Here is a 15704-nt window from a genome sequence, read left to right as displayed (position 1 = left end):
ATAATGGTGAATAACGTGCTAAAATTCAATTTAATTCAAAGTGTTATCTAAATTAAACAGAAATTGATCAAACATGGAAAAACAACGACAAAAGCAGTTGCAAAAATGGCTTCGAGGGCAGCAAAAGATTATTAAAAAGTGGATGTATTTGAATGTCCTGTTAGGCAGTTTGAGTGCGGTATTGATGATCGGACAAATGGCATTATTAGCAACGATGTTGCATAAAATGATTATTGAACATCAAAGCCCACAAACTTTCTTATTTGAACTTGGCTTATTATTTGCCTGTTTTAGCGGGCGTGCATTGCTGATTTGGTTGCGTGAGCGTACCGGGTTTAAGGCAGGACAAACATTGCGTTTACATTTACGTGAACAGATTATGGCGAAACTCGCTGAAATCGGGCCAATGAGTATGCAACAAAAGCCAGCGGGAAGTTGGGCGACATTAATGTTAGAGCAAGTGGAGAATTTACATAATTTCTACGCGCGTTATCTGCCGCAACAATTTTTATCGTTGTTAGTGCCGATGATTATTCTTTGTTTTGTGTTCCCGATTAACTGGGCAGCAGGGGCTATTTTATTTGCAACCTTACCGTTGTTACCGGTCTTTATGGCGTTAGCCGGCATTAAAGCGGTGGAAGCGAACCAACGCAATATTGGTGTGCTTTCTCGTATCAGCGGTCAGTTTTTAGATAAGCTAAGAGGCCTAGAAACGATTCGTTTATTTGGTCAAGCGGAAAAGCAAACCGAACAAATTTATCAAAGTACCGAAGAGTTTCGTTTAAGTACGATGGACGTACTGAAAATGGCATTTCTGTCTTCAGCGGTATTAGAGTTTTTTACTGCAATTTCTATTGCGGTTATGGCGGTTTATTTCGGTTTTATCTATTTAGGTGAATTGGATTTCGGCTATTACGGAACGGGTGTAAGTCTGTTTATTGGTTTCTTCTGTTTAATGTTAGCACCGGAATTTTATCAACCGCTGCGTGAGTTAGGCGTGTTTTATCATGATAAGGCAGCGGCAATCGGTGCGGCAGATGGGATAGAAGCCTTTTTAAATCAACAAGTAACGCAAGCGCAAGCCGATTTGCAAAAAGATTTACCAAATCGACCGCTTGCAATCATTGCAAAAGATTGTGTCATTCTTTCACCACAAGGTAAAGCGTTAACCAAACCGTTAAACTTTACCCTTGCTGCTCGCCAACATATCGCTTTAGTCGGACAAAGCGGTGCAGGTAAGACTTCGTTGATGAATATGTTATTAGGTTTCTTACCTTATCAAGGTTCGGTCACAGTAAACGGTGTGGAATTGCGTGAGCTCAATTTGGCGCAATATCGCCAAAAACTCGCATGGGTAGGGCAGAATCCGCAGTTGATTAAAGGATCGCTGAAAGAAAATATTTTATTGGGTAATCCGAATGCAACGGAAGCACAACTCGAACAAGCGTTAGCTTTATCAAAAGCAGATGAATTTGTTTACCATTTAGGCTTAGATAGCCAAGTACAAGATGCGAATGCCGGAATTTCCGGCGGACAGGCACAACGTATTGCAATTGCGCGTGCATTATTGCGGGATTATGAATTGCTTCTGTTAGATGAGCCGACTGCGAGTTTAGATATGCAATCGGAGCAACAAGTATTGAACGCATTACAGCATTTGAGCCAAACACAAACCACCTTGATGATCACGCACCGTATTGAAGATCTCAAACAATGTGATGAAATTTGGGTGATGAAACAAGGTGAAATCGTGCAAAAAGGTTGCTTTGAAGCGGTCGAAAAAGAAGGTTATTTTGCAGAGTTACAACAACACTAATGGGTGATACATGAAATCAATTTTTCCTTTTCTTTCTCTTTATCGTACCCATTGGGGGCATTTGCTACTAGGTATTGTGTTAGCCATTACCAGCTTAACCGCTAGCATTGGTTTATTAAGTTTATCCGGTTGGTTTTTATCGGCATCTTTTTTAGCCGGTTCGGCAATCGTGTTTAATTTCTTCTATCCGTCATCAGGGGTAAGAGGCTTGGCGATTGGGCGTACCGTTTCTCGTTATTTTGAACGTTTAGTCACCCATGATGCTACATTTCGTGTATTAGCAAATTTACGTGTTACCGTATTCCGTAAATTGATTCCGCTTAGCCCAAGCGGTTTAAATCGTTTTAGAAACAGCGAGTTACTCAATCGCTTGGTAGCGGATGTCGATACTTTGGATACGTTGTATTTAAATCTGATTTCCCCATTTATCAGTGCCATTATGCTCATTGCATTTATGGGTATCGGTTTATCTTTTGTCTCACCGTTGCTTGCGCTCATTATTTGTGGGGTGTTAACCGCTTTATTGGTGATTTTCCCAACATTGTTTTACCGTTTAGGGCGAAAATCAGGGGCAAAAGTAATTCAAGCTCGAGCAAACTATCGCAGTCAATTTATTGAATGGATTCAAATGCACGCTGAATTTTTATTATTCGGTGTAGTAGCTCAAGCAAGTAATAAACTGAATCAAACGGAAAAAGAGTGGCTAAATGCACAGAGTAAGGAAAGCCAGTTAACCGGTTTATCCAATGCTTTATTGACCTTTGCGAATGGCATTTTGGTTTGTGTGGTGATTTACTTAGCTTCCACCGCAATTAATGTTCCTTCTGCCGATTATCCCGAAGCGTTAATTGCGCTTGTGGTATTTTGTGTGATGGCATCGGCAGAGATTTTAATGCCGATTGGCTTGGCATTTTTACATTTAGGGCAAGTGATTACCGCAGCGGAACGCTTAAATGAAATTACTGAACAGCAACCGTTGGTGAATTTCGGCAGCAAAAATGATTGGCAAAAAATCGAGCAAAATCGACCGCTTGTTCAATTTGATATGGTAACTTTTGCTTATCCGAATCGTGTTGAACCCGTGCTACAGGATATCTCATTTGAGATCTTTGCTGGACAAAAAGTGGCGATTTTAGGTAAAACCGGCAGTGGTAAGAGTACGATTTTCCAACTGATGAATCGCAATTATGACCCGACAAGCGGTCAAATTTGGCTAAATTCTTGCAACATTGCGGATTATGCGGAATCAAGCTTGCGTCAGCATATTGTGACATTAAGTCAACGTGTGCATATATTTAATAGCAGCTTACGGGATAACCTATTACTTGGTAATGATCAAGCAACAGATCTACAGTTAGTTAATGTGTTGGGTCAGGTTGGGTTAAGCTATTTATTAGATGAACAAGGTTTGGATTTATGGTTAGGTGAGGGCGGCCGTCCGCTTTCCGGTGGTGAACAACGTCGTTTAGGCTTAGCACGTTTATTAGTAAGCCAAGCGGAAATTGTGTTATTAGACGAACCGACCGAAGGCTTGGATCGAGAAACCGAACAACAAATTTTGGCGCTTATTTTAACCCATTGTCAAAATCGCACCCTCGTAATGATTACGCATCGTCTACACGGTTTAGATAAATTCGATAAGCTCTATCACATTGATAACGGGCGATTTATTTAAGGCAAATAATATGAATATTGTACTTGCGACGGATAGCAATTATTTAGTACATGCAGAGGTCACTATAAAGTCGCTGGTTGCACATCACCAAAATATTAATATTTTTGTGTTGCATGCGGATCAAGTCTCGCATACTTGGGTAGAGCAATTAAATCAAATTGTGGGAGCGAGAGGTATTAAAGTAATGCTGGCAAATGTTTCGGCGGAGATGTTGCAGGCATTTAAAGGCAATGGCTATATTTCAAACAGTACCTATTTACGTTACTACATAGAACGCCTCTTTCCTTATGGAAACGGAAATAAGTGGTTATATTTGGATTCGGATATAATTGTTAACGGCTATCTAGGGGAGCCGTTTGAAACGGAAGCATTTTCGCAAAATATGTTGCTAGCCATCCAAGATCCTTATGTGATGCATTTACCAAATTATCCGTTTATGCAAGATGCCTATTTTAATGCAGGTGTCTTGTATATTAATGCGCAACATTGGAAGGGAATGGAAGCTAAATTAATTGAGTTTACTCTTCAGAATCAAGCGCAGCTACGTTTTGGCGATCAGGACGTACTAAATGCGGTAGTCGGTAAGCAGTGGCAAGCGATACCTATGGTATATAACTATCAGTGTATGCATATGTATAATCCGCAAATTGCGAAAGGCGAACCGCTGGTTTTTCATTTTACCGGTGAAATAAAGCCATGGCACGATGTACCGCAACTGTATTATCGTTCAATGTATTGGCATTATTTCCAGCTTGATTGGTATGAGGTGGTAGCTCAACCGATTGGACACTTTAAAGCGGAATTTGTGAAAATTACCTAAGTTATTGATACAAAGGAAATCTTACGTAGATTTCCTTTTTTATTTTCAGCAAGATAATTGCGCTTTGCCATTCAAAACAGATGTAAAAAATGTTATATTGAGAACTAATTTTGTTTGGTTTAAATAATTGTCTATTATGTCTACAAATTATCACGATATCACGCTTGCTTTCGCCGGTGTTTGCCAAGCGGTTAGTTTAGTTCAACAATTTGCTCATCGAGGCAGTGCGGATCGAGATGTTTTTAGCCATTCTATTAAAAGCCTATTAGTTACTCAGCCAGAATCTACATTGGCGGTATTTGGCGATCAACTGAGCCACTTAAAAACAGGTCTGGAAACGGTTCAAGCACAAATGGGTAGTCCAAACGGTAAATTAGATACCGAAATTGGCCGTTATTGGATTAATGTACTCGCCTTGAGTCAAAAGTTAAATAAAAATCCTGAAGCCAAAGCCAAATTGGCGGAGCGTTTACAGCAAATTGAACGTCAATTACCGCTCTATGAAAATGATATTATGGCGGATCAAATGATTGCGAATTTAGCTGCGATTTACAGCGATGTGATTAGCCCACTCGGTTCAAAAATTCACGTATTAGGTTTACAAGATTATCTGGTGCGTCCGGATATTCAGCAAAAAATCAGAGCAAGTCTATTAGCCGGTATTCGTGCCGGTATCTTATGGCAACAAGTAGGCGGAACTCGCTGGCAATTCTTATTTTCCCGTAGAAAGATTCTTAATCAAGCACAACAGTTTTACAAAAGTATTTAAACAAGTTCTCCGTAATGGAGAACCTGTTCCGAACATTTATTTATTTGGAGAAAACAATGGAACTTACCGCTTTAACAGCATTATCCCCAATCGATGGTCGTTACCAAGACAAAGCTGCCGCATTACGTCCGATTTTTAGTGAATTCGGTTTACTAAAATTCCGTGTGACGGTAGAGGTTCGTTGGTTACAAAAATTGGCTTCTCAGGCACAAATCAAAGAAGTTCCAGCTTTTTCTGAAAAAGCAAACGATTACTTAAATCAGATCGTAGCAAATTTCTCAATTGAAGATGCAAACCGCATCAAAACGATTGAACGTACTACGAACCACGACGTAAAAGCGGTGGAATATTTTTTAAAAGAAAAATGTGAAGCGTTACCTGAATTACAAGCAGTAAATGAATTTATCCACTTCGCTTGTACCTCGGAAGATATTAACAATACTTCACACGCATTAATGCTAAAAACAGCACGTGAAGAAGTATTATTGCCGGAATGGAAAAAAGTGATTGATGCGGTGGTAGAACTAGCAAAACGTTATCAACATATTCCGTTACTTTCTCGTACGCACGGTCAGCCGGCAAGCCCGACAACCATCGGTAAAGAGATGGCAAACGTGGCATATCGTCTAAAACGCCAATACAAACAACTCGAAAATTTAGAAATTCTTGCGAAAATCAATGGTGCGGTAGGTAACTATAATGCGCATTTATCAGCTTATCCTGATGTGGATTGGCATACGTTCAGCCAAGAGTTTGTAGAATCGCTAGGCGTAACTTGGAACCCGTACACCACGCAAATTGAACCGCATGATTATATTGCGGAATTCTTTGATTGTGTGGCACGTTTTAATACGATCGTGATTGATTTTGACCGTGATATGTGGGGCTATATTGCGTTAAATCACTTCAAACAACGCACAATAGCCGGTGAAATCGGTTCATCAACTATGCCGCACAAAGTGAACCCGATTGACTTTGAAAATTCGGAAGGTAACCTTGGCTTAGCGAATGCGGTAATGAACCATTTAGGTCAAAAACTACCGATTTCTCGTTGGCAGCGTGACTTAACCGACTCAACCGTATTACGTAACTTAGGCGTGGGTTTAGGTTATTGCTTAATTGCTTATGCGGCAACCTTAAAAGGCGTAAGTAAATTAGAAGTTAACGAGCAGCATTTACGTGATGAGTTAAATCAAAACTGGGAAGTATTAGCAGAGCCGATTCAAACCGTAATGCGCCGTTATGGTATCGAAAAACCATACGAGAAACTCAAAGAGTTAACTCGTGGTAAGCGTGTAGATGAAGCCGCAATGCGTGAATTTATCGAAAAACTTGAGATTCCGGCGGAAGAAAAAGCCCGCTTAAAAGAAATGACGCCGGCAAGCTACATCGGTTATGCGGTAGAACTTGTCGAAAAATTGTAAGATTTGAGTTGAAAATGACCGCTTGTAAGCGGTCATTTTTTTAAAAAACTTTGCGGAGGAATAAGCAAATGAAACAATCTATTCGCCACAATAAAATTATTGAACTGGTTAATCAGTTGGGTTATGTCAGCACAGAAGAGTTAGTTGCTCAATTAAATGTAAGTTCTCAAACGATTCGCCGTGACTTAAATGAATTAGCCGAAAAGAATTTAATTCGTCGCCACCATGGTGGTGCCGGAATGCCGTCTAACAGTGAAAATAGCGATTATACCGAACGTAAACAATTTTTCTCTGAGCAAAAAAATGAGATTGCACGCCATGTGGCGGCAATGATTCCGAACGGTGCTTCATTATTCTTGGATATCGGTACTACCTCTGAAGCGGTGGCTTATGCGTTGTTGTCTCACCAAAATTTACGTATTGTGACTAATAACCTTAATGCTGCGCATATTTTAATGCAGAAAGAAGATTTCCATATCACGGTAGCCGGAGGTAATTTAAGGACTGATGGTGGCTTAATTGGCGAAGCAACCGTGAATTTTATTAGCCAATTCCGTTTAGATTTCGGCATTTTAGGCATTAGTGCGATTGATAGTGACGGTTCAATGCTCGATTATGACTATCACGAAGTGCAAGTGAAACGAGCATTAATGCAAAGTTCGCGCCAAGTGATTTTGGTAACCGATCATTCAAAATTCAGTCGTAGTGCAATTGTTCGCCTAGGCGATATTACCGAAGTAAATTATTTGTTTACAGATTTGCCATTACCGTTAGAATTGCAGCAACGATTAGTAGCAACCAAAGTGGCAGTACAAATCTGCGGTAATTAATGACGACATTTTTTCAACAACATTTTTCTCGGCATAAATGGTTGGCGTATGTGCAGCTTATGCGTTTTGATAAGCCAATCGGTACATTGCTTTTACTTCACCCGACACTATGGGCATTATTTGCCGCAGCCGACGGTATTCCGCCTCTGTCCGTGTTAGTGATTTTTGTATTAGGCGTAATCGTTATGCGAGCGGCAGGCTGTGTGATTAATGATTATGCCGATCGTCATATTGACGGTGAAGTGAAGCGTACTTCGCAACGTCCGCTTGCTACCGGACGAGTGACGACCACGGAAGCAAAAATACTGTTCGTATTATTGTTGTGTATTGCTTTTGTTTTGGATTTATTACTTAACCGATATGCTTTTTTACTGTCGTTTGTTGCGGTAGCGTTAGCAATTATTTATCCGTTTATGAAACGCTTTACTCATTTACCGCAAGTAGTGTTGGGTATGGCGTTCGGTTGGGCGATTCCGATGGCGTATGGCGCGGTAAGTGAATCGCTGCCGTTGGAGTGTTGGCTGTTATTTTTCGCCAATATCTTTTGGACGGTCGCTTACGATACGCAATATGCGATGGTTGATCGTGATGATGATTTGCGTATCGGGGTAAAATCTACAGCCATTTTGTTTGCGCAATATGACAATAAAATCATTGCCTTATTGCAATTTATTGCGTTAGTACTGTTAGTTATTTTTGGCTGGATAAGTGAATATCACTGGGGCTATTTTGTTGTGTTAGCGTTAAGTGCTTGTTTATTTAGCTATCAGTGCTGGTTAACGAAGCATCGAGTAAGAGAGCAGTGCTTCAAAGCGTTCTTAAATAATCATTACTTCGGTTTAGGCGTATTTTTAGCGATTTTAGTCGGGATTTATGCCTAATGTAATAGCTTATACAAGCGGTTAAATTTTCGGATCTTTTTACCAGAAAATTCCGCCGCTTTTATATTCATCAAGCGAACTTTTTCTTTTGCTAGGTTTACAAATTTTTCCCGCTTTTTAACCGCTTGTTTTCAATACTTTTCCGCATTTTTCTGCTATAATCTTCACAATTTTTTGGCTTTAAATTTTTTGATAAGAAATAGAGCCTTTTCCCATTTCATAAAGTATAGGAATAACGAATGTCTGAACAAAATCAAACAAATAGTTATGATTCTTCGAGCATTAAAGTCTTACGAGGCTTAGATGCGGTACGTAAACGTCCGGGTATGTATATCGGTGATACCGATGATGGTACAGGTTTACACCATATGGTGTTTGAGGTTGTAGATAATGCGATCGATGAAGCGTTAGCAGGACACTGTAAAGATATTATTGTAACCATTCATTCAGATAATTCGGTTTCTGTACAAGATGACGGCCGTGGTATTCCAGTCGGTATTCACCCGGAAGAAGGTGTCTCTGCAGCGGAAGTAATTATGACGGTATTGCACGCCGGCGGTAAATTTGACGATAACTCATATAAAGTATCGGGCGGTTTACACGGTGTGGGCGTATCGGTGGTAAATGCGCTTTCATCAAAATTGCAGCTAACCATTCGCCGTGAAGGCCATGTTCACGAGCAATTTTATAGCTTAGGTGAGCCGGATGCGCCATTAACGATCATTGGCGATACCGACAAAACCGGTACTATGGTGCGTTTTTGGCCAAGCTTAGATATCTTCAAAAATAAAACCGAATTCGAATATAAAATTCTGTCAAAACGTTTGCGTGAGCTTTCTTTCTTAAACTCAGGCGTGTCAATCCGTTTAGTGGATGAGCGTGACGGTAAAGAAGAACACTTCAAATATGAAGGCGGTATTAAAGCGTACGTTGAGTATTTAAACGAAGGTAAAACCCATATTCATAACACGCCGTTTTATCTTTCAACCGAGAAAGACGGCATCGGTGTTGAAGTGTCATTACAGTGGAACGACAGTTATAACGAAAATGTTTACTGCTTTACTAATAATATTCCGCAACGTGATGGCGGTACGCACTTAGCCGGTTTCCGTGGTGCATTAACCCGTGCGTTAAAAAACTATATGGATAACAGCGGTGTGGTGAAGAAAGCGGATGCGAACATTGATGCGTCAGGTGACGATGCTCGTGAAGGCTTGGTTGCGGTAATTTCGGTAAAAGTACCGGATCCGAAATTCTCATCACAAACTAAAGATAAATTAGTTTCATCGGAAGTGCGTGGTGCAGTGGAAAGCTCAATGAATGAAGCTTTAGCGGAGTACTTAGCGGAAAATCCGGACGATGCGAAAAATATCGTAACCAAAATTATTGATGCGGCGCGTGCGCGTGAAGCAGCGCGTAAAGCGCGTGAAATGACACGTCGTAAAGGTGCGTTAGATTTAGGCGGTTTGCCAGGTAAATTAGCGGACTGCCAAGAAAAAGACCCAGCCTTATCAGAACTTTACTTAGTGGAGGGGGACTCTGCGGGTGGTTCGGCAAAACAAGGTCGTGATCGTAAAAACCAAGCGATTCTGCCGTTAAAAGGTAAAATCTTGAACGTTGAAAAAGCACGTTTTGACAAAATGCTTTCTTCACAAGAAGTCGCAACCTTGATTACGGCGTTAGGTACAGGTATTGGTCGTGATGATTACAATATTGAGAAATTACGTTATCACAAAATCATTATCATGACCGATGCGGACGTGGATGGTGCGCATATTCGTACATTATTATTAACCTTCTTCTACCGCCAAATGCCGGAATTAATTGAGAATGGCTATATCTATATCGCTCAGCCGCCACTTTATAAAGTGAAAAAAGGTAAGCAAGAGCGTTATATTCAAGATAACGATGAAATGTCGCAATATGAAATCGATATTGCGTTAGAAGGTGCAGGCTTATTTGTGAGCGAAGGTGCGCCGGCGTTAAGCGGTGTGGCACTTGAAAGCCTCATTTCACAATATAACGGCGTACAAAAATTATTTGAGCGTTTAAGTCGTCGTTATCCGGTTGCGTTATTAAATGAACTGATTTATAGCCCAGCACTTTCGGCTGAATTTGCAAAAGATCAGGCAAAAGTGACCGCTTGGAATGAGCAATTTGTGGCGAAATTAATGGAAAAAGAAACCGGCGGTAGCTTCTACCGTAGCGAAGTGTTCTTCAATACCGAGCGCCAAGTGTACGAGCCGGAAATTGTAGTAACCACTCATGGTATGGATACTACTTATCGTCTTGATTTTAACTTTATCAGCAGTAATGAATATGCCAAAATTACCGCATTAGGTAATGAGTTAAACGATTTATTATCACCAAGTGCTTATGTAATGCGTGGCGAACGCCGTCAAGAGATCAGCAGTTTTGCCGAAGCGTTAGATTGGTTAGTACGTGAATCACGTAAAGGTTTAACCATTCAACGCTATAAAGGATTAGGTGAGATGAATCCGGAACAATTATGGGAAACCACAATGGATCCGGTTGCACGTAAGATGTTACAAGTAAATATCACCGATGCAATTGCAGCAGACAAATTGTTTAGTACCCTAATGGGCGATGAAGTTGAACCTCGTCGTGACTTTATCGAAAGCAATGCATTATATGCTCAGTTAGATATTTAATTTGTAAATAAACTAAATCAAACCCCAAAGTTTTGCTTTGGGGTTTCTTTTTGCAAATTCTAAGCAAAAAAAGACCGCTTGTAAGCGGTCTTTTCTAAATCAAATTAAGCTTGTTTCTTTTTACGGCCTTTATGCCACTTCCAACCTACATAGATTGCAATCACGCCTAAGCCTGCAAAAATAATATGTTGACCATTTTTAATCTGTTCGTGTAGCCAATCAAGATTTTGTGCGCCGTAATCGCCTAAGTAAACCCAAATCGGCACTGAAATAATTGCCGCACAGAAGTCAACCAGCACAAAACGAGTAAAACTTACTCGACGAGTAATACCTGATACCAGATAAACTACGGCACGTAACCCTGGTAAGAAACGAGCGAGAAACAACAGGCGATTGCCTTGTTTTTCAAAACGTTCCTGTACCATTTGGTAACGTTCTTCGGTCACGATATTACGAATTAATGGAAATTGACGAATTTTTTCACCGTAAATGCGTCCTAACCAATACATCGTACTATCACCAACCAGTACGCCTAGCATACTGACAACCAGCATCCAATGTACATTGGTATAACCTAAGCCTGAAATAACACCGCCGGAGACTAAAGTAATATCTTCCGGAATCGGTACGCCAAATCCGCACGCAAGGAGAACTAAAAATACAGCCCAGTAACCGTAGCTACTGAAAAAGCTAATTAAAAATTCCATGCATACAACTCCTTTTTTTAATTGATTTTATTTATTTAAATTACGAACGGAACGACGTAAAACTAATTCCGGGTGGAATTCGATAGTTTGTGGTTGATATTGTGATTTATCTGCCTTAATTCGTTCCAACAATAAGTTTAATGCTTTTACGCCTAAACGAGATTTTGATTGGTGAATCGTTGTTAACGGTGGCGAATAGAAACGTGACGAATGAATATTATCATAGCCAATAATAGACATATCCCGTGGCACGGTTAAACCTTTTTCGCTTAACGCAGAGATTGCACCAAGTGCAATTGTATCACTAAAACAGAAGACTGCGGTTGGCAATTTATCTAAACGAAGCAAGTTATTCATTTGCTCAAAGCCACCTTCAGGTTCGAAATCACCTTCAAGCACCCATTCTTGGCGAATTGGTAAGTTTGCTTCTTGCATTGCTTTTACGAAACCGTCATAACGCTCTTTAGCGGTAGTTTTTGTGAGTTGGCCTGCAATCACACCAATCTCGGTATGACCGTTTTCAATTAAATGACGAGTCGCAAGATAACCGCCTTCAAAGCTGTTATCTAAAATAACATCGCTTTTCTCATCAGTTTTACCCCAGTCCATGACTACCATAGGGATATTGGTGCCGTTAAATAGCTCAAGCGAGTCACGGGTATATTCCGAACACATAACCAATACGCCATCCACACGTTTTTTGATTAACATATCCAAATGGTTTTGGATTTTTTCCGGCTCATTTTGTGTATTACATAAGAACAGCGAATAACCTTGTTGATAGCAGTAATCTTCTACCGCTAGCACAATTTCAGCAAAATAAGGCGCTTCACTGGTGGTGATAATCATACCGATAGATTTAGTGGTATTCACTTTTAAGCTGCGGGCAACCGCACTTGGAGAATAATTTAACTGTTGAACAGCATCCCAAACTGCTTTACTGGTATCTTCCGCTACAAAACGGGTTTTATTAATTACGTGAGAGACAGTCGTTGTCGATACACCCGCTAATTTAGCAACATCTTTAATGGTAGCCATAATCGTTTCTCTTAGAATAAAAATAGTGGATATTATAGCTAAAATTATCAAGGAATAGCGAAAAATCGGCAACTAAATATGTAAAAAATAAGCATATTTAGTTAAAGCAATGTAGGGGAAGAGACTGAAGGGGTTGTATGAAATTAAAGAGGGATAAAGAAATCCCTCTATGCAATGGTGCAATGAAAGGTTGGTTAATGGCTGCTTTAGCCGGCTAATCCTTTTCTTAACATCGGTTCAAAGAAAGCATAATCCACTAAAAAGGCATCGTGTCCAAAATTTGAGTGGAATTCGTGATAATCCACTTGTACACCGGCATTCTCAAGACGTTGCTTACTTTTATGCAGGTCGATCTGCTTAAAGAGCTGATCGCTGGTGACACCGACTAACGTATATTTCGCTTTAATGCGCTGTAGCGCTTCTTGCTCATTCGTATAACCGAGGGCAGGATCATACAAATCAAGCGCTCGTAATAAACGTAAATAACTATTGGCATCAAAGCGGTCTAAAAATTTTACCCCTTGATAACTCAAATAAGATTCGACTTGAAAGTAGTCGCCCCAAATTTCGCTTTGTTGTTTAGTTTCTCGTCCGAATGCTCGGGCAAGTTGCACATCGGTACGATAGGTGAGCATCCCAAGCATTCGTGCGATTTTCAAGCCGTTATCCGGTGGTAAACCTTCATAATAATCCCCGTTGTTAAAGTTAGGATCATTAATAATTGCTTGGCGCATTACATGATTAAAGCCAATCGCTTCCGCACTGAAAGTAAGTGAAGAACAAAGGTTAATAATATTATCGACCGAGTCCGGATATGTAATGCCCCATTGTGTTGCTTGCATTCCGCCGAATGAGCCGCCGACAACCGCATGCAAATGGGGAATACCTAACGCATCTAACAAAGCTTTTTGTACTTGAACGATATCTTGTACCGTAATTACCGGGAATAGGCTACCGTAAGGTTTATTGGTTTGTGGGTTGATAGAAGAAGGCCCTGTCGTCCCTTTACAGCCGCCTAATACGTTTGAACAGATAAAGAAATAACGATCCGTATCAAAGGCTAAACCGGCACCGATAAAATCTTGCCACCAGCCTTGTTCCGGTACATTTTTATAAGGCTCCGCATCACCGGTTAAAGCGTGACAAAGCAATACGGCATTGCTTTTGTCTGTATTCAGCTTTCCATAAGTTTGATAAGCGACCTCGATAGGCGATAATTCACCGCCAAGTGCGAGAGTTAAGGGCGAATCTTGAAAGAGAGTAATGCTATGAGCCATTGATATTCCTAAGGTTTGCAAATTACGGTAGAAATCCGACCGCTTGTCATTATTGTATTTAGACGTCTAAACGTCTCTAATATGTGTAAGGTAGCGATAGGCAATGGATTTGTCAAGAAATTTTAGCCGTCTAAACGTCTAGAGTTCTGAGCGAGGTTATACTTGCAATTTTAACTCGCTAGGTTATGCTAGTGACTTGAACATTTGTTTGAAATATCGGTCTGCTTTCAAACAAGTATGAATTAGTCTCATTATTGAATGTATAAAAAATGGAATTAACGGAACAACATAAAACAAAAGAAACTGTAAAGTTGCCTTTTTATAGAAGGTGTGGGCGCATTTGCGCAAAGAGTGTTGTTTATGTGGCTTGGTTAAGTGTGGTTTTAACATTATTTATCTTAGTAATTGATGGGGCGACAGGATTTTATGTAAAAGATCGTATTTATACCGATATTGATAAATTACCTGAATACAATGATGCGGTGGTGTTAGGTACATCGAAATACTATTCTAAAGGCTCTCCTAATTTATATTATAAATATCGCTTAGACGCGGCGATGTCGTTACTAAAACATGGCAAAGTAAAGAATTTGTTGGTAAGCGGCGATAATAAAACACCTTATTATAATGAACCGAAAGTGATGCAAAATGATTTGCGCCGAATGGGCGTTCAGAAAGAAAATATTAAGCAGGACTTTGCCGGTTATCGAACGTTAGATTCTATTGTAAGAGCGCGAGAGGTTTATAAGCTAGAGCCATTTGTTATCGTGACTCAACAATTCCATTGTGAAAGGGCGTTATTCATTGCGAAATATCACCATATTGATGCGGTGTGTTTTGCGGCAAAATATCCAGAAGGACATATAAAAGTACGCATTAGAGAGTTTTTTGCTCGCTTGGGAATGCTGTGGGACTTTCTAGTGGGGACTAAGCCTGAAACACTTGAACGAGTCGCCTCACGAGAGATTAAGTCCTAGCTATTTGTACAAATTGATAAGAAAAATAAGCGGTCTAATTTTGCAAAAAAATTGCAGAAATAGACCGCTTGTTATTTATGCTAAGTCATCAATGACCACATAGATTTTTGATACCGGACCGTGTACGCCGACCACTTTAATTAACTCAATATCAGCGGTTGCACTTGGACCCGAAATAATATTTACACAAGAAGGCATACGTTCACCGGCTTGCGCTTTTTGGTGTAGAAGCTGTGCAAGTTGTGCTACACGTGGTAACACGGCACTTTTACGTACCACCACGATAGAAGTTGTAGGTAAAAGGCTGGTTGAACGGCCATTATCTTTGCTGGCAAATAACACGATGCCACCGGATTCCGCTAAACCGTATTCACCGTGTACGATACCGATATTCGCTTTTTCTGCATGAGAAATATTGGCTTCACGGTTAGTGAAATCCCATACATAGCTATCAAATTTCGCTTTCACTGCTTCAGTAACACCTAACGCTTCTAAGCGTGTATCATTATTTAATACGATACTTCCGCCTCCGTATTTTTCACAAACGTCTAATACTGCTTGTGCTACGTCCGCTTCTTTCGTTTCAACCACATCCACTAATAACACTTTAGCGAAATTCATGAATTCATCACAAAGTGCTTGCTGAGAAAGATGGGTTAAACGTGTGGTTGGGTGATCGTTAACCGGTGCGTCCATTTGATCCGGCACGAGTTTACGTTCTCTGCCCATACGTTGCGCCAATTTATTTAAAAAGTTTTCACGATTTTGTAAGTCCATTGCTTTGTCCTGTGTTGACCACGTTAGCTATTACCGGTAGA

13 protein-coding genes are annotated in these 15704 nt (G+C 40.3%); 9 read left to right on the top strand and 4 right to left on the bottom strand.

Annotated features, from left to right (window positions below; translation table 11 throughout):
• Nucleotides 1-73 precede the first annotated feature (73 nt).
• From cydD to gyrB, 8 genes are all read left to right on the top strand, one after another.
• Nucleotides 74-1816 (top strand): heme ABC transporter permease/ATP-binding protein CydD, encoded by a 1743-nt coding sequence (gene cydD, locus EL121_RS01295; RefSeq protein WP_039197108.1) that lies wholly within the window; start codon nucleotides 74-76, stop codon nucleotides 1814-1816.
• A 10-nt stretch (nucleotides 1817-1826) separates the two neighbouring features.
• Nucleotides 1827-3491, top strand: coding sequence for a heme ABC transporter ATP-binding protein/permease CydC (cydC, locus tag EL121_RS01290; protein ID WP_039197107.1), 1665 nt, complete (start codon nucleotides 1827-1829; stop codon nucleotides 3489-3491).
• A gap of 10 nt (nucleotides 3492-3501) precedes the next feature.
• Nucleotides 3502-4311, top strand: a complete 810-nt coding sequence (locus EL121_RS01285) for a glycosyltransferase family 8 protein (protein WP_039197106.1) — start codon at nucleotides 3502-3504, stop codon at nucleotides 4309-4311.
• A gap of 136 nt (nucleotides 4312-4447) precedes the next feature.
• Nucleotides 4448-5080, top strand: coding sequence for a high frequency lysogenization protein HflD (hflD, locus tag EL121_RS01280; protein ID WP_039197105.1), 633 nt, complete (start codon nucleotides 4448-4450; stop codon nucleotides 5078-5080).
• A 56-nt stretch (nucleotides 5081-5136) separates the two neighbouring features.
• Nucleotides 5137-6504 carry an adenylosuccinate lyase gene (gene purB / locus EL121_RS01275; protein WP_039195157.1) on the top strand — a complete coding sequence of 456 codons (1368 nt, stop codon included), beginning with the start codon at nucleotides 5137-5139 and terminating at the stop codon, nucleotides 6502-6504.
• Nucleotides 6505-6572: 68 nt separating this feature from the next.
• Nucleotides 6573-7334: a DeoR/GlpR family transcriptional regulator gene (locus EL121_RS01270; protein WP_039197103.1), complete on the top strand. Its 762-nt coding sequence runs from the start codon at nucleotides 6573-6575 to the stop codon at nucleotides 7332-7334.
• Complete coding sequence (gene ubiA / locus EL121_RS01265) at nucleotides 7334-8215, top strand: 4-hydroxybenzoate octaprenyltransferase (protein WP_039197100.1); 882 nt, start codon at nucleotides 7334-7336, stop codon at nucleotides 8213-8215. The genes EL121_RS01270 and ubiA overlap by 1 nt, the downstream gene beginning before the upstream one ends.
• Nucleotides 8216-8454: 239 nt before the next feature.
• Complete coding sequence (gene gyrB, locus EL121_RS01260; protein ID WP_039197099.1) at nucleotides 8455-10887, top strand: DNA topoisomerase (ATP-hydrolyzing) subunit B; 2433 nt, start codon at nucleotides 8455-8457, stop codon at nucleotides 10885-10887.
• A 104-nt stretch (nucleotides 10888-10991) separates the two neighbouring features.
• On the opposite strand, the gene EL121_RS01255 is transcribed toward gyrB, so the two are convergent.
• From EL121_RS01255 to metX, 3 genes are all read right to left on the bottom strand, one after another.
• Nucleotides 10992-11594: a DedA family protein gene (locus tag EL121_RS01255; protein ID WP_014991683.1), complete on the bottom strand. Its 603-nt coding sequence runs from the start codon at nucleotides 11592-11594 to the stop codon at nucleotides 10992-10994.
• A 27-nt stretch (nucleotides 11595-11621) separates the two neighbouring features.
• Nucleotides 11622-12632 (bottom strand): HTH-type transcriptional repressor PurR, encoded by a 1011-nt coding sequence (gene purR, locus EL121_RS01250; protein WP_039197097.1) that lies wholly within the window; start codon nucleotides 12630-12632, stop codon nucleotides 11622-11624.
• Between the two features lie 206 nt (nucleotides 12633-12838).
• Complete coding sequence (gene metX, locus EL121_RS01245) at nucleotides 12839-13909, bottom strand: homoserine O-acetyltransferase MetX (protein ID WP_039197096.1); 1071 nt, start codon at nucleotides 13907-13909, stop codon at nucleotides 12839-12841.
• A gap of 269 nt (nucleotides 13910-14178) precedes the next feature.
• Between metX and EL121_RS01240 the strand changes: the two genes are divergently transcribed.
• Nucleotides 14179-14886, top strand: a complete 708-nt coding sequence (locus tag EL121_RS01240) for a SanA/YdcF family protein (protein ID WP_039197095.1) — start codon at nucleotides 14179-14181, stop codon at nucleotides 14884-14886.
• A 75-nt stretch (nucleotides 14887-14961) separates the two neighbouring features.
• Here the strand turns inward: EL121_RS01240 and EL121_RS01235 are convergent, their stop codons facing one another.
• The gene (locus tag EL121_RS01235) at nucleotides 14962-15663 is read right to left on the bottom strand and encodes a LutC/YkgG family protein (protein ID WP_039197094.1); all 702 of its coding nucleotides are present in this window, start codon (nucleotides 15661-15663) and stop codon (nucleotides 14962-14964) included.
• Between the last annotated feature and the right edge of the window lie 41 nt (nucleotides 15664-15704).

The organism is Actinobacillus equuli (assembly GCF_900636745.1).
Classification (GTDB): Bacteria; Pseudomonadota; Gammaproteobacteria; order Enterobacterales; family Pasteurellaceae; genus Actinobacillus; species Actinobacillus equuli.
This window is presented reverse-complemented; position numbering and strand designations above follow the sequence as displayed.

Coding starts and splice junctions, on each gene's coding strand:
- purB (WP_039195157.1), top strand. CDS start 5,137: ATGGAACTTACCGCTTTAACAGCATTATCCCCAATCGATGGTCGTTAC.
- purR (WP_039197097.1), bottom strand. CDS start 12,632: ATGGCTACCATTAAAGATGTTGCTAAATTAGCGGGTGTATCGACAACG.
- EL121_RS01270 (WP_039197103.1), top strand. CDS start 6,573: ATGAAACAATCTATTCGCCACAATAAAATTATTGAACTGGTTAATCAG.
- hflD (WP_039197105.1), top strand. CDS start 4,448: ATGTCTACAAATTATCACGATATCACGCTTGCTTTCGCCGGTGTTTGC.
- EL121_RS01240 (WP_039197095.1), top strand. CDS start 14,179: ATGGAATTAACGGAACAACATAAAACAAAAGAAACTGTAAAGTTGCCT.
- gyrB (WP_039197099.1), top strand. CDS start 8,455: ATGTCTGAACAAAATCAAACAAATAGTTATGATTCTTCGAGCATTAAA.
- EL121_RS01285 (WP_039197106.1), top strand. CDS start 3,502: ATGAATATTGTACTTGCGACGGATAGCAATTATTTAGTACATGCAGAG.
- EL121_RS01235 (WP_039197094.1), bottom strand. CDS start 15,663: ATGGACTTACAAAATCGTGAAAACTTTTTAAATAAATTGGCGCAACGT.
- ubiA (WP_039197100.1), top strand. CDS start 7,334: ATGACGACATTTTTTCAACAACATTTTTCTCGGCATAAATGGTTGGCG.
- EL121_RS01255 (WP_014991683.1), bottom strand. CDS start 11,594: ATGGAATTTTTAATTAGCTTTTTCAGTAGCTACGGTTACTGGGCTGTA.
- cydD (WP_039197108.1), top strand. CDS start 74: ATGGAAAAACAACGACAAAAGCAGTTGCAAAAATGGCTTCGAGGGCAG.
- cydC (WP_039197107.1), top strand. CDS start 1,827: ATGAAATCAATTTTTCCTTTTCTTTCTCTTTATCGTACCCATTGGGGG.
- metX (WP_039197096.1), bottom strand. CDS start 13,909: ATGGCTCATAGCATTACTCTCTTTCAAGATTCGCCCTTAACTCTCGCA.